At 45.4% G+C, this 24,618-nt stretch carries 21 protein-coding genes and 1 other annotated feature; of the genes, 3 read left to right on the top strand and 18 right to left on the bottom strand.

The genetic code is table 11. The features are described from left to right. The 6 genes from rplU to BK127_RS15200 all read right to left on the bottom strand — a co-directional run bounded on the left by rplU (position 1) and on the right by BK127_RS15200 (position 6,173). Entirely contained in the window at positions 1–312 is a 312-nt protein-coding gene (gene rplU, locus BK127_RS15225; RefSeq protein WP_076231580.1) for a 50S ribosomal protein L21, read from the bottom strand. Positions 313–326: 14 nt separating this feature from the next. Then, positions 327–413, bottom strand: a sequence feature (ribosomal protein L21 leader region). A 73-nt stretch (positions 414–486) separates the two neighbouring features. Next, the gene (locus tag BK127_RS15220; RefSeq protein WP_076231578.1) at positions 487–1,728 is read right to left on the bottom strand and encodes an Rne/Rng family ribonuclease; all 1,242 of its coding nucleotides are present in this window, start codon (positions 1,726–1,728) and stop codon (positions 487–489) included. A gap of 22 nt (positions 1,729–1,750) precedes the next feature. After that, on the bottom strand, positions 1,751–2,638 hold the full coding sequence (locus tag BK127_RS15215; RefSeq protein ID WP_305954299.1) for a site-2 protease family protein: 888 nt from the start codon (positions 2,636–2,638) through the stop codon (positions 1,751–1,753). Next, positions 2,631–3,401, bottom strand: a complete 771-nt coding sequence (locus BK127_RS15210; protein WP_076231574.1) for a M23 family metallopeptidase — start codon at positions 3,399–3,401, stop codon at positions 2,631–2,633. Before BK127_RS15210 ends, BK127_RS15215 begins: the two co-directional genes overlap by 8 nt. Positions 3,402–3,541: 140 nt before the next feature. Further along, positions 3,542–5,326, bottom strand: a complete 1,785-nt coding sequence (locus BK127_RS15205) for a cache domain-containing sensor histidine kinase (RefSeq protein ID WP_076231572.1) — start codon at positions 5,324–5,326, stop codon at positions 3,542–3,544. A gap of 55 nt (positions 5,327–5,381) precedes the next feature. Then, a complete protein-coding gene (locus tag BK127_RS15200) occupies positions 5,382–6,173 on the bottom strand; it encodes a response regulator transcription factor (RefSeq protein ID WP_076231569.1) in 792 nt (263 codons plus the stop codon). Positions 6,174–6,434: 261 nt separating this feature from the next. Here BK127_RS15200 and BK127_RS15195 point away from each other — a divergent pair, with 261 nt between their 5' ends. From BK127_RS15195 to BK127_RS15185, 3 genes are all read left to right on the top strand, one after another. Next, positions 6,435–7,769: an ABC transporter substrate-binding protein gene (locus tag BK127_RS15195; RefSeq protein ID WP_076231568.1), complete on the top strand. Its 1,335-nt coding sequence runs from the start codon at positions 6,435–6,437 to the stop codon at positions 7,767–7,769. A 92-nt stretch (positions 7,770–7,861) separates the two neighbouring features. Continuing rightward, complete coding sequence (locus BK127_RS15190; RefSeq protein ID WP_076231565.1) at positions 7,862–8,779, top strand: carbohydrate ABC transporter permease; 918 nt, start codon at positions 7,862–7,864, stop codon at positions 8,777–8,779. Continuing rightward, entirely contained in the window at positions 8,776–9,615 is an 840-nt protein-coding gene (locus BK127_RS15185) for a carbohydrate ABC transporter permease (protein ID WP_076231563.1), read from the top strand. The genes BK127_RS15190 and BK127_RS15185 overlap by 4 nt, the downstream gene beginning before the upstream one ends. Before the next feature lie 104 nt (positions 9,616–9,719). Here the strand turns inward: BK127_RS15185 and BK127_RS15180 are convergent, their stop codons facing one another. The 12 genes from BK127_RS15180 to BK127_RS15125 form a co-directional block, all read right to left on the bottom strand. After that, positions 9,720–11,756: an alpha-amylase family protein gene (locus BK127_RS15180; RefSeq protein ID WP_144026467.1), complete on the bottom strand. Its 2,037-nt coding sequence runs from the start codon at positions 11,754–11,756 to the stop codon at positions 9,720–9,722. A gap of 54 nt (positions 11,757–11,810) precedes the next feature. Further along, complete coding sequence (locus tag BK127_RS15175; RefSeq protein ID WP_076231559.1) at positions 11,811–13,274, bottom strand: sulfatase family protein; 1,464 nt, start codon at positions 13,272–13,274, stop codon at positions 11,811–11,813. Between the two features lie 92 nt (positions 13,275–13,366). Further along, positions 13,367–14,941 (bottom strand): extracellular solute-binding protein, encoded by a 1,575-nt coding sequence (locus BK127_RS15170; protein WP_076231557.1) that lies wholly within the window; start codon positions 14,939–14,941, stop codon positions 13,367–13,369. 45 nt (positions 14,942–14,986) lie between these two features. Beyond that, on the bottom strand, positions 14,987–15,907 hold the full coding sequence (locus tag BK127_RS15165) for a carbohydrate ABC transporter permease (protein ID WP_372237356.1): 921 nt from the start codon (positions 15,905–15,907) through the stop codon (positions 14,987–14,989). 3 nt (positions 15,908–15,910) lie between these two features. Continuing rightward, a complete protein-coding gene (locus BK127_RS15160; RefSeq protein WP_083689352.1) occupies positions 15,911–16,768 on the bottom strand; it encodes an ABC transporter permease in 858 nt (285 codons plus the stop codon). Between the two features lie 238 nt (positions 16,769–17,006). Then, positions 17,007–19,292, bottom strand: coding sequence for a helix-turn-helix domain-containing protein (locus tag BK127_RS15155; RefSeq protein ID WP_179097492.1), 2,286 nt, complete (start codon positions 19,290–19,292; stop codon positions 17,007–17,009). A gap of 149 nt (positions 19,293–19,441) precedes the next feature. Further along, entirely contained in the window at positions 19,442–20,593 is a 1,152-nt protein-coding gene (locus BK127_RS15150) for an FtsW/RodA/SpoVE family cell cycle protein (RefSeq protein ID WP_076231551.1), read from the bottom strand. A 7-nt stretch (positions 20,594–20,600) separates the two neighbouring features. Next, positions 20,601–21,395, bottom strand: a complete 795-nt coding sequence (gene minD / locus BK127_RS15145) for a septum site-determining protein MinD (RefSeq protein ID WP_076231549.1) — start codon at positions 21,393–21,395, stop codon at positions 20,601–20,603. A 19-nt stretch (positions 21,396–21,414) separates the two neighbouring features. After that, complete coding sequence (locus BK127_RS15140; RefSeq protein WP_076231547.1) at positions 21,415–22,065, bottom strand: septum site-determining protein MinC; 651 nt, start codon at positions 22,063–22,065, stop codon at positions 21,415–21,417. A gap of 73 nt (positions 22,066–22,138) precedes the next feature. Then, positions 22,139–22,663 carry a rod shape-determining protein MreD gene (gene mreD, locus BK127_RS15135; protein ID WP_076231545.1) on the bottom strand — a complete coding sequence of 175 codons (525 nt, stop codon included), beginning with the start codon at positions 22,661–22,663 and terminating at the stop codon, positions 22,139–22,141. 7 nt (positions 22,664–22,670) lie between these two features. Further along, positions 22,671–23,531 (bottom strand): rod shape-determining protein MreC, encoded by an 861-nt coding sequence (gene mreC, locus BK127_RS15130; protein WP_076231543.1) that lies wholly within the window; start codon positions 23,529–23,531, stop codon positions 22,671–22,673. A 32-nt stretch (positions 23,532–23,563) separates the two neighbouring features. After that, positions 23,564–24,598, bottom strand: a complete 1,035-nt coding sequence (locus tag BK127_RS15125) for a rod shape-determining protein (protein ID WP_076231540.1) — start codon at positions 24,596–24,598, stop codon at positions 23,564–23,566. Positions 24,599–24,618: the final 20 nt, after the last annotated feature.

Here is a 24,618-nt window from a genome sequence, read left to right as displayed (position 1 = left end):
TTAAGCTTTGATAGCTTCGATCACAACTTTAGTGTAAGGTTGACGATGACCTTGTTTACGACGGTAGTTTTTCTTGGCTTTGTATTTGTAAACGATGATTTTCTCACCTTTACCATGCTTTTCCACTTTCGCGGAAACAGCAGCTCCGGAAACTAATGGAGCTCCAAGAACCAAACCAGATTCTTTAGACACAGCCAAAACTTTGTCAAAAGTAACGGAATCGCCTTCACCAGCATTCAATTTCTCGATGTAAAGAACATCGCCAGCTTGAACCTTGTATTGCTTACCACCTGTTTCAATAATTGCGTACATATTGTTGCACCTCCCTCATGTCTCAGACTCGCCTATACATCAGGTGATGTGTCGTAACTCCCACACATACTTAGACCTGTTTCGCGCGGTTACAGCATGTTTTGCAACATACTCGAATATTTTATCACAGTGAACTTAACAAAGCAACATTTACTTCATTGATTCAAATAACGGTTATTTGGACCATATCCAGCCATTCCCGTCGCAAGTCTTGCAGCGGGTCACCGGAAGCTTATCTGTGCCCGTTTTTATTTTTTTACGAGTCAATTCCATAAGTCCCAGCTTCGTCCAACCAACAACGACCGTCTTGGTTCGGTCCTTACGTGTTTCATCAACAAGCAGCTCCAAAACCTGCTGTCGATTCGATTCCAGGCCCATATCAATAAAATCGATGACGATCAGTCCACCAATATCTCGCAATCTCAACAGCCTTGCAATATCCTTGGCCGCCATTAAATTCGTATCGTACACCGTCTGCTCCAAGCTGACACTGCCCGTGTATTTGCCCGTGTTAACATCAAAGACCGTCAGTGCCTCTGTGTAATCAACAATCAGATAACCGCCGTTATCGAGCCATACCTTACGTTTAAAGCCGCTTTGCAGCTGCTCATCCACATGATATGTCGCAAATAGCGATATCGGTCGACTCTCGTACAAACGGACATGCTCGGATAACGAAGGCGCCGAGGTGCGCAGCAGTGATACGACGGATTGGTGAATTTCTTTATCGTCGATCCAGAGCTCTTTGATGTCTTCACTAAACCCGTCCCGAATCCATCTGGACAGAAGCCCAAAATCGCTATACACCTTCCGCGGCACGGCACCCGGTTGTTCGACCAATTTTTCTACCGCCAGCCAACGTTGTCGAAGCTCTTCCAAATCGGCCGCAATCGTCGCCTCCGAAACTCCTTGTGCCGCTGTTCGTACAATAAAGCCTTCTCCTTGGAGCACCTTGCTTTCCGCAGCCCGTTTCAGCCGCAGCCGCTCCTCTTCATTGGCAATTTTCCGGGACACGCCAATATAATCTGCCTCCGGCATATAAACTCCCCATCTGCCCGGAATCGAATGATGAGTCGTCACACGCGCGCCTTTGGTTCCAACCGGCTCCTTCACCACCTGAACAAGCAAGGTTTGTCCCTCCTGAACGAGGTCGGTAACCAGCGGCTTTTGCTGAGGCTGTTTATCCAGATGAGCAGGAAGCATATCATCGATGTACAAAAAAGCATTTTTCTCAAGTCCTATATCCAAAAATGCGGCCTGCATTCCTTGCAGCACACGCATGACACGCCCTAAATACATATTGCCAGCCAATTGCTCGGTTCCACGAGACTCGTTGTCATACTCAGCCAGCTTGCCATTTTCTAACACAGCTACTTCAATTTGATCTTGTCCGCATTGAACCAGAATTTGCTTCATCTTTTCCACCTCGCCTTCCATTTTACATGAAAAGCTCAGAAATCGCACATCCCCGCTTGGACTCATTAAAATAGGAATACAGCAGCGGCTGTTCCGATACAACGGCTCTTATCGATCCATATTCGTCAAGTACATAAACCAAATGGTATCGTTCACGCATGAATAAACGAACGACATCCTTGATGCGCCTACTCCCATTGACTACGATTGGTTGAGCCAGTGTCCCTGCCCCCATTAACCGAACCAACGCCGTTTCGCGATGCAGCAAAAAACGCATGAAATGGTACGCTCTCCCTTTATAGCTATACCAATTGGAATAGAGCAGAAATAAGCCAATCATAAGCAAATTCAGCTGTATACCGCCTCCACGGATCACATGCAAGATGGAAACTATTGTAACCAGCAGGCTAAGCACAAGGCTTAACACATTGCAAAGCGATATTACACGATGGTAAGGTATCCATAGACTCATCAACGATTCCAGCAGCTTCCCTCCGTCTAGCGGCGAAATGGGCAGCAGATTAAACAAGGCAATGAAGAGATTCGCTTCAATGAAATAGGCGCTCCACTGCTCGGAAACCAGGCCCATCCATTGCAGTAAATAAGCAATCAGCATCATCCATATATTTTGCAATGGGCCTGCAATAATGACGATCACTTCTTGCCAGACCGGGACACTGCCAAGCTCCTCGACCACAGCCTCACCGCCATAGGGCAGCAGCAGTATCTCCTTGATGCGCCAGCCAAACCCTTTGGCGGCTACAACATGACCCATTTCATGAACTAGCACAATTCCGAACAAAGTAGCTATTTCTATAAAATAGCCACCAGCTACGGACAGCAGCATGACAATTGAAAACAGCGGATGAATGCGAACAGGCACACCGATCCAACGATTCCACCTAATCAAAAGCAACCACATCCATCGGATTCAAATACCGATTATCCTTAGAAATGGCAAAATACAGATAGCCGGCCTGCTTGGAGGTGTTGGCAGAAACTTTACCTATCGTTTCCCCTCCCTTTATCCAATCATTAAGCTCGACCTTTGCTTCAATCCAGCCATACACAGACTCCAGGCCATTCGCATGGCGTATGACAACGGTGAAGCCCGTCTCATCCTTATTACCTTTGTAAATAACTAGGCCTGTATCCAGGGCCGCTACTGTCGCATCCACCTTCGTTTCGAGCGTTACCCCTAATCGACTCGATTCATAAGGAGCTATGACCATTCCTTTCACCGGGGTAAAATATTGCTTTTTAAGCGCCGTCACCTTCTGCGCCTCCTGCTGCTTGCCAGGCATCCAGGCGGGAAGCAGTGACGGATTCCCTCCCCATTGCCTTTCATACCATAAAGTAACCATATGAAAATCAAAAGATTCATTCAGCGACGCTTCAATATGCGATTTGGCAATATTGGCCCACGGATGATTTATTTGAAACAATCCCCACACGGCTGCAAACAACGCACAGCTAATCACCAGCTTGATTCGAATCGAATTGGCATTAGGACGAAACGGCCAGCCGCCCCCATCTTCAGGATCCTCTTTTGCTTGCTCCGAATATTCCTGCATCCATTTACGTTTCCATACATATTCAGGATCATTCCAACGCTCCGCACTCTCTCGCAGCTGCTCCATTTGTCGATGGCTCATTTTATCCCTTGTTTCCATGTAGATAATCCTCCTGCATCAGATAGGGCTTGTATATTTCATCCTATGAGCATGTACACTCGAATATAACAAGCAAGCAGGATCCTCAACAAATAAGCCCTGTATCTGAGATACAGAGCCAAAGTGCAGACTTCATCATGTTAAAGACGGCCATCGCTTTCAACAGAATCCGTGTTGGCCTGAGTCATTGGAATTTTCAAATAAACGGCTGTGCCCCACCCTTCTTTACTGCGTATGGTAATGCCGTATGCCTCCCCATAGGCCAGCTTTAACCTTTTGTTGGTGTTGAAAAGTCCAATATGCTCCGAAAATTCGTGCTGAGTCTCGACATTATTTCGTAGCATCTGAAGCGTATCTTTATTCATCCCTAAACCATTGTCCACAATAGCTATTTGCAGCGCTGATTCCACTAGCTTGATTTTAATCCGGATCAAGCCGTGCCCTTCCTTTTCTTTAATCCCATGATAAATACTATTTTCAATTAAAGGCTGCAGCAAAAGCTTCATTACCCGAAAGCCGATCACCTTGGGGTCATAGTCCCATTCAAGATCAAATTTATCCTCGTACCGGTATTTCTGGATTTCCAGATAGCTTTTCACATTTTTAATTTCGGTTTGCAAGGATACCCGTTCTTCCGGATTGGTTAAGGAGTAGCGGAGTATCTCGGATAAATTATCAATAATTTTCGTAACCTGATTCGGCTTTCCTGTTAATGCGATCGTTTCCCAGTTTACAGCCTCCAGCGTGTTAAATAAAAAATGCGGATTGATTTGCGATTGTAAAGCAGTGAACTGGGCTACCTGCAGCTTGTATCTGCGCTCGGAGAGCTGGACCTTCAGATAGCTTTGTTCTATAAACGTTTTTACGATATTTTGCACAATATACCCGTACTCATCCTGCACGCGTTCCGGTAATGATGGCAGCGGATTTCCTTTTTCAGCAGAATCAATAATATCGATAATATTAGCAATTTGCTTGTATCGATTTCTAGTTAAATAAAAGGCAAGAACGAGACCAAGCATGAACGAAATAAGCAGCAACAGCATTGTGATTTGAATAATTCGGAACGGTACCTCATACAACGCCCGCTGAGGAACAATCGAAATATATTTCCAGCCGTAGCGGGCTGAATTCAGCTGGGAAACAATATAGGATTCATTGGCAACATTGATTGTATAAAAGGCCTCATTCGACTTGTTGATGCTTTCCATATTCAGATCCTTCAGGTATTCAGGTTGACGGTCGCTAAAAATGATTTGATTGTTCTCATTCACCACCAGAATGCACTGCTCCGGGAAGGTGGACAAGGACTTCAAAATATTTTCAATGTAGATCGGGCGAATATTCAGTACAATAACCCCGTTCGTCGACTCAATTCGTTGATAAATGGTTACAAGGGGCGTATTCGTCGATTCAAACTCGAACTGTTTGACCTTGCGCGGCTCAATCCACAGCTTGACCTTCTCGTCCTTCTCGATAAAACGCGAGTACCATTCCTTGTCATTATAGGTTTGCAAATCGGATAACCCCTGCTTGGAGGAAATAAAACGGCCTGTGGAATTAGGCATATAGATATAAAAGGAATCGATATAGGGCCGCGCGTTAGCAGGGGCACTCAGAAAGCTTTTCAATATATCAAAGGAAATCAGCTCCTCATGCGTCAAAGAGCTATTTTTCATAATCGAGCTTAACGCTTCAATGACCTTCAAATCATTACCATATACAAGACTCATCGGGTCGGTTTCACTTAAAATCAATTCTATATTTTCTTTCGTCTGCTTGAGCACGTTAACCGAATTTTTATTGATGTCTTCCTTAATGTAATTTTGCGTAATGAGAATCGAAAGGGTTCCCAAAATCGTAAGCGGGATAAGCAAAGGAAGCAGGAACATGGACAAATGCTTAATAAAAAACTTGTTTTTCATGTGTTCGCCTTCCATTCTTTACGGTTCATTTGCTCTGGGCATGTAATGGATAGCATCATGGAGGGGAATCTCGGAACTCACGGGGGCTTTTACCGAAGTAGAGCTTAAAGGCTCTGGAAAAATTTTTCGCGTTATCGTAGCCAACAGCACTGCCGATTTCGTAGGATTTGTAGGAAAAATCCCTTAAAAGCTCCGCGGCCTTCTCCATTTTAACGGAAATCACGTACTCCGAGAAATTTTGTCCCGACCATTTTTTGAAATATTTACTGAGATAGTACAGATTCATATGAAACAAGCCCGCCACTTCCTCTAAGGTCACATCCTTGTAGCATTCCATGATGTGTGCTTTGATAGCAGCAATCTTCTTTTCATGATAACCCTGTTCCTCTATCGGATCTTCTGGTGCCTCAGGAAGCTGAACCGTTGCATCCGCTGCGAAGGTTACGGGAATAGCCAACTCCTGCTGTCTTTCCCGATCCAGCTCATCCTTAATTTTACTGAAGGTCGCCAGCAGCTCCTCATATTTGGTCGGCTTGATAATATAGCTTTTGACGCCATACATAAGAGCTTTCTGCGCATAATCAAATTCCTTGTAGCCCGTCAAAAAGACAATTTTGGTACTGATCTCTCTGCTGTACAATTCCTGGGCCAGCTCTATGCCTGACATGACAGGCATTTTGATATCGCTCAGCACCACATCCACTTGCTGCTTGAGGATCGTATCCAGCGCTTGTCGTCCATTTTTCGCTTCCCCGATGATTTCGAAGCCGATCTCATTCCACGGGAAATAGTTGCATATGCCATTACGAATCTTCGTCTCGTCATCAACGACCAGCAGTGTGTACATGTGATCCTCCTCGGTGCTTTTCTAATAGGTAATTGTGATGGGTTTATTATAGAGGAACGATGAACTGCAAACAATACGATAACAAATAATGAAAACTAATAGCAAATCAGGCACCCCAAATCCAATTGCCTCCGTCAACATTATAGACAAATATTCAAACCTTTTATCAAATCAGATGGATTTAAAGCGGGCAAGCTCATTGCTATAATAGGACCTGTAACTACTTGAAGCTGAATAATCGAACACAAAGGGGATCAGAAAATGAATCATATGAAGAAATTATGGGGCTCGGCTGTTGCTATATCCTTGCTCTCAGCTAGCATGGTGGGTTGTACACCAGATACAGCAAGTTCATCTCAAGGCAAGGATGCAGGTCAAACCGACAGCAGCAAACCGATTACTTTAAGATTTGCATGGTGGGGAAGCGATTCCCGTCACAAGGCAACATTGGAAGCGATTAATTTGTACAAAACGAAAAATCCGAATGTGACCATTGAAGCCGAATATGGCGGTTTTGACGGCTACGAGCAAAAAATGAAAACCCAGTTGGCCGGTGGCACCGCACCCGATCTGATCCAATTGGATCAACCCTGGCTGTCAGAGCTTGGCAGCGGCAGCGAGCTTCTGCTTGATTTAACGAATCAAAAGTCGTTCGATCTCAAAGGCTTCGATGCTACTTACCTGAAAAACTTCACAACCTACAATAACAAAATCATCGGCTTGCCTATGGGTACGAACGGGCGAACCTTAGTTTTCAACAAAACACTGGCAGATAAGCTCGGCATTAAAGCCGATCAAGCCTGGACCTGGGATAGCGTGCTGGAGGAAGGTAAGAAGCTTCACGAAAAGGATAGCAAAATGTATCTGATGAACTCCGATCTTGGTGTCGTACAGGTTATGTTCTCATCCATGCTCAGACAAAGAACCAATAGTCCAATGGTCAAGGATGACTATACCCTAGCCTTCACCAAGGAACAGGCAGCCGAAGCCTTTGATTGGATTCAAAAAGCGTATAAAACAGGCGTATTCCAGCCGCTTGGCGAAAGCCAGTTGTTTTCCGGTAAAACCGACCAGAATCCAAAATGGATTAACCAGGAGATGGTAGCTATCGAAGGTTGGAGCAGTGAGGTTATCAAATTCAAAGATACACTGCCAAAAGGTACAGAAATCCAATCCGTACTGCCAGCAGCCTTCAAGGATTCCAAAACCGGTGCTGCCGTGATCCGTCCTTCCATGGTGTTGAGTGTGAATAAGCAATCAAAGAGTCAGGAAGAAGCTCTTAAGTTCGCAAACTGGCTGTTGAGCGATACCGAGGCTGCCAAAATTCTTGGCGATGTTCGAGCTGTGCCTGCACTGGAACCAGCCAAAAAAGCCATTGTCGAAGCCAATAAGCTGGACAAAAATGTAGCTGACGCTGTTGATCTTGCCGCTAAAAATCAGGCTGTTCCCGATAATGCTATCACGCAAAATTCACAGCTTGGAGATATTGGCAAAGATATTATCCAAAAAGTCGCTTTTGACAAAATAACACCCGCTCAAGCAGCCGATGAGCTGATCAAGCGGTATACGGACAAATTGAAAGAATTGAAAAAGTAACTGTCACATACAGCTTCAATGTCACATTTAGAGAGTGCCGCTGACAACCAGCGGCATTTCTACTTCAAATAGACCATGTACGGGGTGAGGAAATGGCAGCAACGAAACCTACTGTTCATATAAAGAGAAAATACCAATATATCGGCCTGCTTTACATCAGTCCATGGTTGCTGGGCTTTCTATGCCTGGAGCTATATCCATTCATGATGTCCTTTTATTACTCCTTTACATCGTTTGATCTTATCAATCCGCCCAAATTTATTGGCCTGAAAAATTACATTGACATGTTTACCAAAGATGACATGTTTTACCAATCCTTAAAAGTAACACTTATCTACGCGTTGATTGCCGTTCCTGCTAAGCTGGCATTCGCTTTGTTTGTTGCAGTGGTTTTGACTGCGAAGCTGCGAAGCGTCAATATATTCCGAACGGTTTATTATTTACCTTCGATTCTTGGGGGAAGCGTGGCCATCGCCGTTCTGTGGAGATTCCTGTTCATGAAGGAAGGTATCGTTAACCAAATGCTGGCTACGGTCCACATCCCTGGTGTAGATTGGCTAGGTAACCCGAATATCGCGCTGTACACGATCTCCATGCTGAATGTATGGCAGTTTGGCTCATCGATGGTTCTGTTCCTGGCCGGTTTAAAACAGGTTCCAAGCGAGCTGTATGAGGTTGGCCGCGTCGATGGAGCTTCCAAAGTAAGGATGTTTTTTTCCGTCACCCTGCCCTTGCTAACGCCGATCCTGTTGTTTAACATGATCATGCAAATCGTCAATGCTTTTCAGGAGTTTACCGGTGCCTTTGTCATTTTACCGGATGGTGGCCCTTTAAAATCGACCTATCTGTTCGGAATGAAGCTGTACGATGAAGGCTTCAAATTTTTGAAAATGGGTTATGCCTCTTCCCTTTCCTGGGTATTGTTCGCCATCATTATGCTCTTCACCGCACTAGTGTTCAAATCGTCCTCCCAATGGGCTCATTATGAAGACGGAGGCGATAAACGATGAAATCAGAATCGGTTAGAAATTCGATTACGTTCCTGTTGATGTGCATATTCGGACTCATTATGATTTATCCATTGATATGGCTGTTCACGGCTTCCTTTAAATCCAACGAAGAAATATTCGGCTCGCTGAGCCTTTGGCCCAATCAGTTCCTGTGGGACGGCTATACAAAGGGTTGGGTAGGCTCTGGACAATATTCGTTCAGCCTGTTCTTCATGAACACGTTCAAGCTTGTGATTCCAACTGTAATCTTTACGGTAATTTCCAGCACCATCGTTGCTTACGGCTTTGCCAGATTTAACTTTCCATTGAAGAAGCTACTGTTTTCCTTGATGATTTCTACGCTCATGCTGCCAAATGCTGTCGTGATTATTCCCAAATATATTTTGTTCAAAAACCTTGGCTGGCTGAACAGCTACCTGCCTTTTATTGTTCCAGCGATGCTGGCGACCAGTGCGTTTTTCATCTTTATGATCATTCAATTTTTCCGCGGACTGCCAAGGGAGCTGGATGAATCGGCCAAAATGGATGGTTGTAATTCCTTCGTCATTCTGGTTCGTATTCTGCTCCCTCTGGCGATGCCTGCTTTGATTTCTGCGGCGATCTTTCAGTTTATATGGACGTGGAACGATTTCTTCAACTCCCTGATCTATATTACCAGTGTGAAAAATTTCACCGTGGCCCTCGGCCTGCGTATGGCCCTTGATAATTCGACCAGTGTAGCCTGGAATCAGGTGCTCGCGATGTCAGTAGTCGCTGTGGTCCCTTGTATACTCGTATTCTTCTTCGCGCAAAAATATTTTGTCGAGGGCATCTCCACTACGGGCATCAAAGGTTAATACGGATAGGCTGAGATTGGAACGAATTAATATACCAAAAGGCAGCTTTTGCAGATCACCATCTCTGCAAAAGCTGCCTTTTTGTTATGTCTTTGATAAGCTGATCAGCGGATTTCCAACACACTGTGAATATGCAGCCTGGGAACTGTCACTTCATATCCCTTATCTGCTGTTCTCAATACCAACACGTGCCCTTCCGGCTGCTGCACAACTTCTGTAATTCCAGAGCTGTGGAACGTGACTTTAATATCATGCACAGGAGTAATGGATTCAATAGGATCATACAAAGCTTGCTTGCGGTTGCCTGTGTGACCGTTATGAAAATTGATCAAATGAAGATAGCGGACCCCATCCTTCTCCATCATATTAGCTTCCACGGTGGTCGGCGCTTCTACCCTAAAAGGTTTAGATCTATCATATTTGTTCAACAAGTTATTCATAATTCGCCGCAGCCAAAAATGGTTGTTGTTCCAATACGCTTTAAAAATCGGAGCAGCTACATACAAAGCCGTTCCCTGTCCAAAACGGTTAGCGGTAATCGCCGGAAAATCGCTGACCCTGCCCGCAGGCGGAATCGGGTGCCGAAACGCTCTTTGAGGTGCCGGAACGGTTAATGGCCACTGTACGTAGCTTAAAGCTTCTGCCGTGGATAGCTTCACCTTGAGAAACGGTTCTTCCACTAGCTGGGGAATCGATGCGGTACCTGCCCACAGCTCATCATTCTGGGTCATATAAGCAAATGGATAAGGTGTTCTGTCCAAATAGTCCACTCCAAGCACTTCTGCCATCATGAAGTTGGGCGTGGTTTCCCCTCCGGTCAAGCTAGCTTCCCCAGCTGCCAGCAGCAGCCCTCCGTTACGAACGAATTCAGCTATTTTAGCTGCCGATAGCTCATTCAGTCGCACTGTTTCGGGAAGGACAACGACTTGATAATCCGATAAATCCGGAAAATCGTTATTGAAGTAGATATCAAACTGGTGATGGCCTTCGATCAGCATTTTGGCTGCACCCATCGTAGCCGCTTCTCCCTGTTCGAAATACCAGTTCTCTGTAAAATTACCGATGAGGGCTATATGTTTATGGGCGCTGGAACCTATGCACAGGTGCTCTCTCTCCTCAACGAATGAGAATGCTTCCCCGATAATATCGTATACACCACTCTGCAGCCTTCCGCTTGGCAGCACCTGATCACCAACGTTGATAACACCGCCGTTAGCCATGATTGCAGCAAACTCATATTTCAGCTGCTCGGCTGTTTTGCAGCTCATCAGCCCCCATCCCTCGGTAAAACGCACTGTCATCACTTGTACAGGTACTGGAAGGTTGCGTACAAAGCGGGAACGAATGGAATGGCATAGAAACGTTCCTGAGGCAGGCTGGGATTCCCAGAGGCCATAATCGCTTGTTGCATTAATTTCCGCTGGCTCACCCATTTTCCAGGCCCCGTTACAGTTAACGAGGACTTCCGGACGTATCGACTTCACAACATCATAAATTTCCTGCATGCAGCGAGCGGCGGACTGCTTCGCAAACCCATTGACCAATTTGGGATTGGATGCAAGCAGTTCAGGTGTCAGCTCTAATTTGTATTCCTGTACAAATCTGCTTTTGCAGTAGCGGCAGAAGCAATGATGGTCCCATAAATATGGAATATCGAGCAAATAACCGTCCATCGCATATTTGGCTGTAATTTCCTTCAGCTGTGGGATCACAAGCTCTTCGCGGTAAGGACTGTTGATGCAAGGAAGCTCCCACACCGTTCCTTTACCTCCGCGTTTGCTGCCATCCTTATCAATCTGGTACCAATCTGGATTGTGCTCTACTGTGTAAGCATCCGTACCTAATGAATAATAAGCGATCACTTTAATACCGTGCTTGTGGGCCTCCTCCAGGACTTCTCCGAAAAAGTCTTGCTTAAGCCCGCTATGCTTGTGACCTACCGTATTGTCATAGAAAGCATTGCCGAAATGGCATTTCGTGAAAATGCCGACGACATTGACTTTTGCCCGGACAAATTCAGCCACAAAGGATTCAGCATCAAAATCGTTAATGGCGTCGTAAGGAAATTCCGGCATATGAAAATCGACATGCACTTGTCGTATATGACTGCTGAACCAATTATCCTTCAATTGTATGTTCACCTCTCCTTAATAACCTAATAGTGTATGCTCACAAGTCTACTTTTTGAACAAGCTTTATAGGACACTCCCGACATCATCGGGAACTGCCTGCATATTGCAGAGCAGTCTGATCAGCAGCTTCTCCTTCATCTCCGCCAATATCTCGTGATAAACGGGATCATCTGCCAGATTGTGCTGTTCGTACGGATCTTTCAATAAATCATATAGAGAGATCCGGTCAGGCGGCAGGTTTACAGGCCTACCAAAGGCTGGCCCATGATAGGGGGCTGCCTGCAGCTCTGTACGAGTATCTCGTGTTAAATCGCCATACATCAGCTTGTATCTGCCGTCATATAGCATCTTATCGCTGCCCATCTCACAGAAAGCATCCTTACGGTGCTGCTGTGTAGTCCCAAGCAGCAGTGGCATCATACTTTTGCCTTGATCGTAATGATGGCTCTCACAACCGGTAAAATTGCACACGGTTTGACCAATATCGATAAGCTCAACAATCGCATCACTGACTACACCTTGCCCGATTCCAGGACCAGCAGCAATAAAAGGCACATGAACAGAACCTTCATACAAATTGATTTTCCCCCACATCCCATGATCCCCTGCATTATCTCCATGGTCTGATGTATACAGGATGACCGTATCGTCTTGCAATCCGCTCGCTTTGAGGGTATCCAACACACGTCCGATCTGGCTGTCTACTTCTGTAATGCAAGCCTTATAAGCAAGCAGCTTGTTATACTCCATACGCTGAACATTCGTCAATGGCGCTGCTGGAATGTGTTCCTCCGGCATTCCTGCTTTCTCATTGTCATACAAATTCCTGTAGGACTGTGGTGCATCATAAGGATCATGGGGTCCCACGAATCCAAGATGCAGGTAAAAAGGTTTGTCCGGCGACACCTGCAAGAGAAATTCACTGGCTTTTCGAGCGATATAGGCATCCTGGGTATATTTCTGATCCCAAGGCCATGCTTCATTAGGCAGCATCGTTGCATTCCCTTGCCGAAACCGACCGGTCCAGCTCCGGTAAGCTTCCAGCAAGCCCTGTTCTCTCAAAAAACGGGTATACTGGCATTCGCATCCGATGCTGCCGCTGCCCATTTTGCCCGATGTTTCATGTACATGCTCAAATCCGAGCTGATGAATATCTGCTTCATGGGCGATAAAATCACCATCCCATACATGAACATGATGATGCAGCTTGCCTATCATCGCTGTATGATAGCCATTTCCACGTAATGCGTGTAGAAATGTAGGTGTATGGGGATGTATCGGATGCCGGTTCGTAAAGCAGCCGGTATTCATCGGGTACCTCCCTGATGTTATAGCTATTCTTGATGGTACACAGAGCGGTGCATTGCAATAAGTCCGTGTAATGAGGGTACCGCGTGCCGCCAGAAGGTCCAAATTCGGAGTCTTAACGCCCACTGCTCCTGCGCAGCCCATGTAATCCCAACGATGATGATCCGAAGTAATCAGGATCACATTGGGTTTCTTCCCTGTTACCTTACCGGTTTCCATCCTACTGCTCCTTTCTCGCTGGATTGACGAGTCAGATGAATATGCAGCCTCCATGCCGTTTATTCATCTGACATTGCCATCCAGCTGATAGATCATTTTTTCGTAAATTTGGCATATTCCGCGTTATATTCCTCAATGACCTTGTCTCCGCCGTTGCTCCTCCATTGATCGATCGCCTTTTTCCAGCCGGCGTCGTCCACCTCGCCGTAAATATACTTTACACGCGCGTCATTGACTAATTTGTCCAGCTCGCTGCCCTTTTCGATCTGTGTATTCGAAACGAGCGGCAGTGTCGGATTAGCTACGGCTATAGACGAATTTTCAACATACGTTTTATTTACTTTTTCATCCATCGGCGAACCGGTCATCAGCTTGGGCTTCCAGTCTGTAATCAGAAGCTCAATAACAGACGTCACTTCATCGTCGTACAATTTTTGATCCAAGCGTACTGGCTTGCCGGTTTCCATTTTATAATGCCGTCCTTCAATACCATTAACTAGCAACTGCTCCAGCTTTGGATCGGATAGCTTATTAATAAATTCAAGCGTATCCTTTAATTCAGCTTCCGTTTTGATACTGGATTTGGGGAACATATACATGCCATTAAACCCATTGGAGGCGAACACTCTCTCCCCCTTCGGCCCTTTGATTCGTGTAACGAAATCAAGCTTGGCATTCGGATTCGCCTGATACAATGCAGTCCAGTTTGGAATGGTAGCATGAGCGACAACAGCCGGGTACATTCCCGCTTTTTCTTTTGCGATTCCATCCCATGCCTGCCCCTGCTGAATTGCTGCGAAGTCCTGATTCATCAGCTTTTCACTGAACATTTTGCGGTAAAATTTCATCGCTTCCAAATATTCGTCTGTTGTAAAGTCAGGGAACAGCTTCCCATCCTTCACCCCATAACCGTTAGGAGCTCCAAACCAGGCAAGTGCATTGCCAAAACCTTGCTGACTGAGCAGCTTGGGCATGAATTCTACCAGTCCGTACGTATCCTTTTTGCCGTTTTTATCCGGATCCTTCTCCGTAAAGGCTTTGGCCATCTGATACACATCATCTATGGTTTCTGGCGGCTTCATCCCCAAATTATCGAGCCAGTCCTTACGATAGAGAAGCATTTGTAAACCAAGCGGGCGCTGATGCGGCATACCATACAGCTTGCCGTCTATAGACGCGTTGTAAGTCGTTTGCTCATTGTACAAGCCTTTTAAATTCGGATAATCCTTTAAAAGAGGGCCAACTTCCCAAAACATCCCGGATCGCACCCCCGATAAGATGGTGGAGAGCTTGTTATTCTGAACATTCATCACCATTGGAAGTGAACCCGAAGCAATCGTTGCATTCACTTTATTATCGTAAGCGGAATTGGGAACCCAGGTTATATCCAGCTTGGTGTTTGTCATTTCTTCAATCTTCTGCACCATAATATTGTCTTTTTTCGGAGGCTCAGCAAAATAATAGACCATCATCAAACTGATCTTTTTCGGTTCTTTGGGCTGCTCCTTCGGTGGAGTACTCGTCTGCTGTGTGCTCTTGGCTGCCGGAGTTGTCTCTGTTCCTTTGCTGCTTGCTGCATTCCCTCCGCTGCATCCGACTAACAAGCTTGTTGCCACGAGAACAGGGCCGACACTCTTTAAGCTTGTATACCATTGCCGTTTGTTCATTACGTTGTCCCCTCCAATAATTTGATTGTAATGCTTTACAAAAACTCAGCCTTTAACGGAGCCTATCATGACCCCTTTTGTAAAATGCTTTTGTACGAACGGATACACAAGTAAGATCGGAAGTGTCGACAAAACAATCATCGCCATGTTGACGGTTTGTGCAGGAATATTAAAGCTGTCCTGACCGGACTCACCTAATCCGCCCTGCGACAATATAATCAACTGCCTAACCAGTACCTGAAGTGGCCATTTCTCGGTATCATTGATGTACAATATAGCTGTGAAATAGCTGTTCCAATGAGTCACCGCATAAAACATCACAAAGGTGAGAATAGCAGGCATAGAAAGCGGTATCACAATGCGAAACAAAATGCCGAGATCGTTGCAGCCGTCGATTTTGGCCGATTCCTCCAAGCCCTCGGGCAGCTGCTGGAAAAAGCTTTTCATCACGATCAGGTTAAAGGCATTGATCGCACCAGGAAGCATGAGCGACCAGTAACTGTCCAGGAGTCCCAACGATTTGACAATCAGGAAGGTCGGAATCATGCCACCGCTGAACAGCATGGAGAAAATGACCATCAGCAGGACAGGCTGCCTTCCTTTCAGTTCTTTGCGAGCCAACGCATAGGCCATCAGTACGGTAAATGAAATATTAATGAAAGTACCTACCACCGTAATATATAAGGAAGCTCCTAACCCACGAATGACCGCCTCAGATGCCAGTAAATAGCTATAAGCATCGAAAGTGATTCGGGTAGGAATGAGCGTAAAGCCTTGCTTCGTTAATTCGTCCGCAGGGGTTAAGGAACCTACGATGATATACACGAACGGAATGACGGTTGCCAGTGCAAACAACGTTAACAGTGTATAATTGACGCCTTCTAACAGGATGCTGCCCGCTGATTTTCCGATTGTTCGTTTTACCGCCGTGCGCCGCTGCACGGTCTGTTTTTGTATCGAATCCACGTGTTAGTAAACCCCTTCCTCCCCGAACCTTTTGGCTGTGTAATTCGCTCCCAATACCAAAACAAGCCCGATCACAGATTTGAACAATCCGACGGAGGTGCTATAGCTAAAAAGCCCCTGCTGGATGCCTATGCTGTATACATAGGTGTCAAACACTTCGCCCACCTGACGGTTCAGCGGATTGAGCATCAGAAAAATTTGCTCGAAGCCGGTATCCAGAAAGCTGCCTAAACGTAGAATCAACAGGATCACAATCGTGCTTCGAATAGCTGGCAGCGTAATGTGGTAAAGCTGTCTGAGTCGATTGGCCCCATCCATACGAGCGGCTTCATACAGCTGTGGGTCGACTCCAGCCAGTGCTGCCAGAAAAATGATCGTACCCCACCCTGTCTCTTTCCACATCAATTCAGAAACAACCATCACCCGGAACCATTTTTCACTGACAAGAAAGTTCAGCTTCTCCCAGCCGAGTGACGCGATCCATTCGTTAACGATTCCACCCTCTGTTGTAAAAAAAATGTACGCAATCCCGACCACCACGACCCACGAAATAAAATGTGGAATATAGATGAGTGTTTGCACCGCACGCTTAAACAGTTCTTGTCGTACTTCATTCAGCATCAGGGCAATGAGGATCGGTAATGGGAAAAAGAAAAACAAATTGTAAAAAGCAAGTACAAATGTATTACGGAACAACAACCAAAAAGCCGGATCACCAAAAAATCGATCAAAATGTTTCACGCCTACCCAAGGACTTGCCAAAAAACCTTGGAATACCTGATAATCCTGAAAGGCGATCAATACACCCCACATCGGAATATACTTGAAGATAACAAAGTAAAAAAATCCGGGCGCCAGCATGAGATACAACCAGCGATGTTTAGTTACATAAGTCCATAAATAAGAGTAAGCCAACGTTTAACCTCCTTTTCTGTGTTTATAAGCCGCTTGCCCTCAATATAGAAGCTACCGATCATAACGTCTACAATCTTTTGGGATCATTCCGCCGCTTGGAGGTCGTGATAATCATTTGGGATCTAGTAATCAATTGAAAAAAACCTCCCGCAGGGAGGCCTTTCCGTTGTTGTCATGAACATTGTCAAGCTTTGTACTGCTCCCGGTATTGCCCAGGAGTCATCCCTTCCATTTTGCGGAAATAACGAATAAAATTTTGGGCATTGTTATATTGCAGTCGTTCAGCTATTTCACTTATTTTCATTGACGAGTGGGTCAGCCATTTCTTGGCCGTCTGCAGCCTGTGTGTGGAAACGTATTCACTAAAACTGACCCCCACGTCACGCCTAAACACTCTTTTGACATGACTGGGGTGAAAATGCAATCGGGCCGCACAGGCTTCAAGCGTCAAATCCGTTTCCTGCTGCTCGTGGATCATTCTTAATACCTGCTCAGTGATCGACGTGTCCTGTACAGTTCTTGATTGCTCAACAGCTTCAAGAATCCTGCCGATAATATCTTCACGAAACCAACGCTCGATATCAGCAGATGAATTCAGCTCCAACAGTCTCTCAAAAAAGGATGGATTGCGGTTGTCAGTCCAATCCCACGATACCCCCATTTGGTTAGCCAAATCTATGAATTCGATGAGCAGCCGTATTAACGACACCTGATACTCCTGGTGCGTGCATTCCCGCGAAAATACTTCCTTCATGAACTGTCCGAGCAGCTCATGCACCCGCCCGATTTCAAGCAGCTTAATTGCATCCAGCATATCGCCGGCAACAGCTTCTAGATAGTAAGGCTTAACATGATGAACAGGCTGTTGATCCTCAATAAAAATGACGGCTGCCTGCCCTGCCTTGATGCGGTATTTCAACGCTTCCTGGCCTTCATGGAAGGCTTTGGGCATGTCGCTCCACTCGGAATAAGGACGGCTGATGCCGATACTGATTTGGAGACCGAGAAAGCTGCTGACGGCAGCCTGAATCTTTTCTGCAGCTGTATACAACTTGTTTTTAAAATCCTCACGGTCTTCCGTATTACTCCCGACTACCGTTACCTGGGAAGGATGAATCAGTATGGGATTCAGTCTGCTATCGGCGGGTACTAACTCACTTACGATATTATTGATCGCGAACAGCAGTAAATCTTTATCACCTTCACGAAAACGTACACCTTCAAAGGTATCGATCTGTGTAACCAGCACCGCTTTCATATGCCATTCGGACGGAAATTGCGACCATTTCCATTCCCCTGTGATATCCACTGTATTCACATGACCTTGGAGCAGCTTCAGCACAAAGTAATCCTTTAACTGCTGAGTCTGTCTTTGCATTTGTGTTTCCATTTCATTCTGGGTCAGCCTCATCGTCTGGAACCGCTCACTAATATACTGGAATTCATCCTGGCTGCTCAGATCATTCACAGAACTGGAGGCGGTGCCGGATGCTCCCCGGACAGCCTCATAGAGCTTACGTATCGGACTGTACATGTTGCGGGATTGCAGGTAAACTAGAGCACTGGCAACCGCCATAATACCGAGACAAATGAGAAAAGTAATCCAGCCGATCGATCTCGACTCACGGGTAACCTCAGCGATCGGGATCAGAGTTACATACTTCCAATCATTATAGGTAGATTGAATAAGGTTGATCGATACCATTTGCTCCATCCACTCGGATTGGAACGTCTCAGGAGGATGATCGCTGCTCAACATTTCGCGAAGCGGCTCTTTCATCGGAAATAACCGACCGTTAAGAGAACCGTCATGACTAGCTAGAACGTTATTTGTTTCATCCAAAACGAATGTTTTGCCAATCCCCGGGATATTTTCGACCAGTTTGCTGATCTCCCCCGGATTAATTTTGATAACGACCACCATCTGTGGAGCTTGCGAATTCAGCGGCAGCCTGCGGATCAATTGCAGACTTTGTCCCTTTCCAATCGTTGTAGTTAAAGGGTTGTTGGAAAAAGAGCCGGTCCAGAAAGAGTTTTTCGTGTTCTTGATATAGATCAGGTCCATATTTACGGCATAATCGTCAAACCGGTATACACCGCTATTTTCCAAAACCCATCTTTTCGACATATTGATGAGCTGTATATCCTGAATGCCCAGCTCGTACGATTGAATACGTTGTATTTGTTCACGCAGATCCTGAATCAGTTGAAACTCTTTGTAGGAAAGTTCACGATCCATGGCATTGTTGACCAGCGGCGAGCTAACCAACTGCAAGGAGGCCGCATCAACGGTTTTTAAGAATTGCTCGATCCGCAGCTTGGTTTGCAGTGTAACCTGCGCATTGCCTTCATTCACCTTTTGAAGCGCAATACCCGAGGATTTATAATAGGAAAAGCCACCAAGTACTATGACAGGAAATATGACAATGAATACGCTGTACCAGAACAATCGCGAAAAATATTTGGACAACAAGATATGCCTGATGTGAATCCCAACCTTTCGCAACTACTTCTACGCTCCATAGTTTACCTGCATTTATTATAGCAAGAAACTCCAAGTGAATTGAACATAATTGTTGCGTTCGCACAAAAAAAAAGCACCTTTATAGGTGCTTTTTTCTACGCTCGAAATGTGGGTTCTTTTTCCTGATGGATCCGTATGCTGACCACAACGGCAATACTCATCATATTTAATAGTAACGACGTTCCCCCGTAGCTGATAAAAGGAAGCGTAATCCCTGTCAAAGGCATGATGCCAAGCAGCATCCCCACATTTTCAAAAATTTGAAACACGAACATCGATACCACGCCAACAATAACGTAGGCCCCGCCTTTATCATGGCATTGAATCGAGATAAGAATCATCCGATAAATAAGCACAAAATACAGCAGCAGCAGCACCGATGACCCGACAAATCCGAATTCTTCCGCCAGCACGACAAATATCGAATCGGAATACGCATAGGGAATGAAATTACGGTGGACCGAGGTTCCTTGCAAATACCGTTCCCCAGACAAGCCACCGGAACCAATCGCTTTGATTGAATTGACAACCTGGAAGCTGTGATCCTTAGAAGCATTATCTGGATCTATAAAGGTATCAATCCGGGTAACCCAGTGACCTTTACCTTGCAGCTTCAAATATTGCTGAATCGGGTCGTGAAAATGAGTGAATAAATAATAAAATAGAAACAGTCCCGCTATCACCAATAAAAAACCTATTAAAAAGTGCGTATACTTGATGTTACCAATCCACAGCATCCCTACCAAAACTACCAGAAAAATAACAGCATTTCCCAAATCTGGCTGAATCAGTACAAGGACAAAAGGAATGAGTACGATAAATCCTATAGGCACTATGTCCGTCAAAAAAAGCAGCTTTTCTCCTTGCCTTCTAGCCATGAACGCGGCTAGGGCAAGAATGAGCATGAGCTTCATAAATTCTGCAGGCTGGAACAGCAAGTTACCCGGCAGCTGAAACCAGCTTTTGGCACTATTAATTTCCAAACCGAATTTATAGACAAGAATTAATAATATCAACCCAGCCCCATAAAAATAGGGAGAGATTTTTAATAAAACACGATAATCAACCAAGGCCACTCCGAGAAAGGCCAGTATGCAAATAACATAAATCGTTATCGTTTTTTTCATATCGAACACGATATTGGGATCATCGAGCGTTGCGCTATAAACAAGCAGCGTGCTAATAACCATGAATGACAGAAGAATGGCTACGATCAACAAATCGATATTTTTTAGTTTTTGCAGCAAAACATGCTCATCCCATCCCGATAAACTTCTTGAATTTAGTCAATACCCCTGACTTTTCCTCCATTGGCATGAGTGGAACCGTATCTCCCAGAATGCGACGAGCAATGTTACGATAAGCAATCGCTGCCGCAGAATTAGGATTCATTACTGTAGGTTCCCCTATATTAGCCGCTTTGATGACATACTCATCATCCGGGACGATACCGAGCAGATCTATCGCCAGAACGGACGTGATTTCGTCAATACTTAGCATTTCACCCTTTTTCACCATACTTTGTCGAATACGGTTAATAACCAGCTTGGGCGAAAATATTTTCTCATTTTCCAGAAGACCAATGATTCTGTCAGCATCACGAACCGCAGCGTTTTCCGGTGTTGTCACCACAATAGCCTTGTCCGCACCTGCAACCGCATTTTTAAAACCTTGTTCTATACCTGCAGGACAGTCGATAATAACATACTCAAAATCACGTTTGAGCTCCAAAATAATTTCTCTGACTGCTTCGGGAGAAATCGCACTCTTGTCCTGAGTTTGCGCAGCAGGCAGCATATACAGCTCATCGAAACGTTTGTCCTTGACCAGTGCTTGCGCCAGTCGACAGCGTCCCTCAGCAACATCGATCAAATTATAAATAATCCGATTTTCCAGCCCCATGACCACATCCAGATTACGCAAGCCAATGTCGGTATCGACCATACAAACCTTCTTGCCATTGAGCGCCAGCGCCGTTCCGATATTAGCAGAGGTAGTCGTTTTACCGACCCCGCCTTTTCCCGAGGTTATGACAATTGCTTCACCCATAGTGCTCAGCTCCTTCATGTTACGGTTCCATAACCAATCTATGCAAATGGTGAATTTTGTCGATTTCCATTTTGCCATCTTTGACATAAGCAAATTCCATAAAAGCTTCGTTCATGCCCCATTCGTCCGGAGGTCGACTAATAATAGCGGATATCCGCAGCTGGGTAGGTCTCAAATGAGAAGCTGCGATAATCGATTTATCGTTACCATTCACACCGGCATGAGCCATTCCGCGGAGCGAGCCCATTACATAAATACTGCCCGTACTAATGAGCTCCCCTCCCGGATTCACGTCACCCAGAAATAGGATATTGCCTTCTTTTACCATCGTTTGGCCCGAACGCACAATACCTTTAACCAAATGCACATCACCTGTATTAGATAAAATCGCTACCGGATCCACCGCCTGAGACTCGATGGACTGAATCAACAGATTGCCCTTTTGACCTATGATGCTGCGAATTTGATCCTTTTGCTCGGCTGAGGCAGTACGGGTACCCAATTTGACGTGAACATGAATGATCGGCCCCGTCAATATTTTTTGGTGTGTTTTTTCCAGTTTATGGTGCAGTTCCTCGATAATTTCCTCGAATGCGCAGTTATCATCCAGAAGAAATACAAGACCTTCTTTTACACCTTTAATCATCACATGATGTTTTGTAGCCGCCATCCCCGTCCCTACCTCCCTACACCTAATACAATTCGGCCTTTTTCGACGTAACTCCTGCTTGTTCAGTGAAAAATTATTCCTCTGCGTCAGTCTTTGCAGCCTGCATGCTTTCGAACAACTTTCGGACAGGAACGTAGACCATAAGTGCGAATAGGAGGTTAATCAGCATACTCGGAAGCATCTGGTGGAAAAATACCCACTGCAGATCAAGATGGTTGATTTGGAACAGTCTGTACAGCCCATAGATAATGGAATCGAAAAATAAATTTCCGAGTGCCATAACGAGCATACTCACGATAATATTGGAATGAAGACGGCGATGCATCAAGCCAGCCAAATAGCCAGTCAAGCCCATTGCAAATGAAATCGGTCCAAGCATCGGTGAATAATAAATAAAGTCCTGCAATAATCCAAAAATAAGACCGTAAACCAACGCCGTATGCCGATTTACATAAAGACCGATATAAATCACGATCACAACGATAAAATGAGGCGCCACATAGATTTTGGATTGCCATACAGATGGTATGATCCATTGCAGTATGGTACCCTCCAAAATAAACAAAGCCAACAGGATCAACCACAGCCATTTACGCATGATCAGCTCACCCCTGCTCCGGGACGATAACGACAAACACCTCACGAAGGTGGTCAAAAGAAGCAAAAGGCTGAATCAGCGCCTCATGCGAGATGCCGAAGTTGCCCTGCTTTCTGGAGACTACCTTGCCAATCTCGATCCCTTTAGGGAAAACCTGTCCCAATCCGGAAGTAATCACGGTATCCCCAACTTCCAGCTTGTCATTAGGATCTATCATGGTCATGACGAGAAGCTGTTCCCCAGGATCATAGGATACAATGACACCAAAGCTTTCATTTTCCTTATTCTTGACGGTTACTGAAATCGCTTTGGATTCATTGGCCGTATCATCAATACCTTTGAGCGTCTGAACCGTAGAATAAAAGGAAGATACCTTCTTAACGCGTCCTACCAGTCCATCCACAGACATTACAGCCATATTCGGCTTGACGCCGTCCTGCTCACCCAGATTGATACTCACTGTATTGTTGAGTAAATCAGGGTTAACAGCCACGACCTCCGCGATACGAAAGGTGTAATTACCTGCCTGCTTTTGACGTTCTGTAAAGTTTAAAGCTTCCTGCAGCCGTTTGTTCGTCTGTTCGAGATCATTTAATTTGGTCGTGTCGCGCGCGTATTTCGTCAAGGTTTGCTTCAGTACTTTGTTCTCTTCAAAGATCGTACGCACCTGCCGAATATCCTCAAAGAAACCCGCTATATAGCCAGCGGGCTTATAAATAATTCCTTGCGTCCAGGAGATCGTATCCGTAACAAATTTTTCAGGCCAACTCATTCGCTCACGCTTTCCAAGCGTCAATCCCATCAAGGCAATAAAGCAAATGAAACCCAGCAGCAGTATTAATAATCGTTTATTTCCCAGTAATTTCAAAATAACCACCTTCTAATCTTACGCTTATGGATTTAACGTCTGGATTTACTTGTTGGGCCCGATCTCATTTTGAATAAATGGAGGTGCTCTAGTGCTCTGCCTGTTCCAATAGCTACACAGTCAAGTGGATTCTCGGCAACAAGCACAGGCATCCCTGTTTCTCTTGCTAACAGCTTGTCCAGATTAAGCAGCAATCCGCCTCCACCTGTAAGCACAATGCCACGATCCATAATATCAGCCGCAAGCTCAGGAGGACATTTCTCCAATGTCACTTTCACAGCTTCAACAATACTATTCACAGTATCGGTAAGGGCATCTGTAATTTCAGTTGACGTGATCGCCATTGTTTTGGGTAAACCGCTAACCAGATCCCGTCCACGAATTTCAAAACGAACCGGAGGGTCCATCGTCAATGCCGAGCCGATCTCGATCTTGATTTGCTCAGACGTACGTTCGCCGATCATCAAATTGTAGGTACGCTTAATGTATTGCGTGATGGCTTCGTCCATCTCATCTCCCGCAACACGAACCGAACGGCTCGTTACAATGCCGCCCAATGAAATAACGGCAACCTCTGTAGTGCCTCCGCCAATATCAACGACCATACTGCCCGTCGGTTCCCAAACCGGCAAATCGGCGCCAATAGCCGCTGCAAATGGCTCTTCAATCGTATAAGCGTCGCGCGCGCCTGCTTGGCGTGTTGCATCCTCGACTGCTCTCTTCTCGACGGCTGTTATACCAGAAGGAACACATACCATCACGCTTGGACGATGTGGAAATAACCAACGCTGCTTTTGCGCTTGTCTGATAAAATATTTGATCATGGTCGAGGTAGTATCGAAATCGGCAATTACGCCGTCTTTCATCGGTCTGATGGCACGTATATTACCTGGAGTCCGGCCAATCATATTTCTTGCGTCATTTCCTACGGCCTCGATGGTTTTGGTATCTGTCCTTATTGCCACTACCGATGGCTCCCTGACCACGATACCTTTTCCTTTTACATAGACGAGTGTATTAGCAGTTCCCAAATCAATGCCCAAATCTTTCGTAAAACCACCAAACATGCTTGATACTCCCTTCGTTT

Source organism: Paenibacillus sp. FSL H7-0331 (assembly GCF_001956045.1).
This window is presented reverse-complemented; position numbering and strand designations above follow the sequence as displayed.

Excerpts from the sequence above, each read along its gene's own strand:
- BK127_RS15200 (WP_076231569.1), bottom strand. The coding sequence starts at position 6,173 with ATGTACACACTGCTGGTCGTTGATGACGAGACGAAGATTCGTAATGGC.
- minD (WP_076231549.1), bottom strand. The coding sequence starts at position 21,395 with ATGGGTGAAGCAATTGTCATAACCTCGGGAAAAGGCGGGGTCGGTAAA.
- BK127_RS15125 (WP_076231540.1), bottom strand. The coding sequence starts at position 24,598 with ATGTTTGGTGGTTTTACGAAAGATTTGGGCATTGATTTGGGAACTGCT.
- BK127_RS15185 (WP_076231563.1), top strand. The coding sequence starts at position 8,776 with ATGAAATCAGAATCGGTTAGAAATTCGATTACGTTCCTGTTGATGTGC.
- rplU (WP_076231580.1), bottom strand. The coding sequence starts at position 312 with ATGTACGCAATTATTGAAACAGGTGGTAAGCAATACAAGGTTCAAGCT.
- BK127_RS15220 (WP_076231578.1), bottom strand. The coding sequence starts at position 1,728 with ATGAAGCAAATTCTGGTTCAATGCGGACAAGATCAAATTGAAGTAGCT.
- mreD (WP_076231545.1), bottom strand. The coding sequence starts at position 22,663 with ATGCGTAAATGGCTGTGGTTGATCCTGTTGGCTTTGTTTATTTTGGAG.
- BK127_RS15205 (WP_076231572.1), bottom strand. The coding sequence starts at position 5,326 with ATGAAAAACAAGTTTTTTATTAAGCATTTGTCCATGTTCCTGCTTCCT.
- BK127_RS15195 (WP_076231568.1), top strand. The coding sequence starts at position 6,435 with ATGAATCATATGAAGAAATTATGGGGCTCGGCTGTTGCTATATCCTTG.
- BK127_RS15175 (WP_076231559.1), bottom strand. The coding sequence starts at position 13,274 with ATGGAAACCGGTAAGGTAACAGGGAAGAAACCCAATGTGATCCTGATT.
- BK127_RS15140 (WP_076231547.1), bottom strand. The coding sequence starts at position 22,065 with ATGGCGGCTACAAAACATCATGTGATGATTAAAGGTGTAAAAGAAGGT.
- BK127_RS15190 (WP_076231565.1), top strand. The coding sequence starts at position 7,862 with ATGGCAGCAACGAAACCTACTGTTCATATAAAGAGAAAATACCAATAT.
- BK127_RS15210 (WP_076231574.1), bottom strand. The coding sequence starts at position 3,401 with ATGGAAACAAGGGATAAAATGAGCCATCGACAAATGGAGCAGCTGCGA.
- BK127_RS15170 (WP_076231557.1), bottom strand. The coding sequence starts at position 14,941 with ATGAACAAACGGCAATGGTATACAAGCTTAAAGAGTGTCGGCCCTGTT.
- BK127_RS15160 (WP_083689352.1), bottom strand. The coding sequence starts at position 16,768 with ATGCTGGCGCCCGGATTTTTTTACTTTGTTATCTTCAAGTATATTCCG.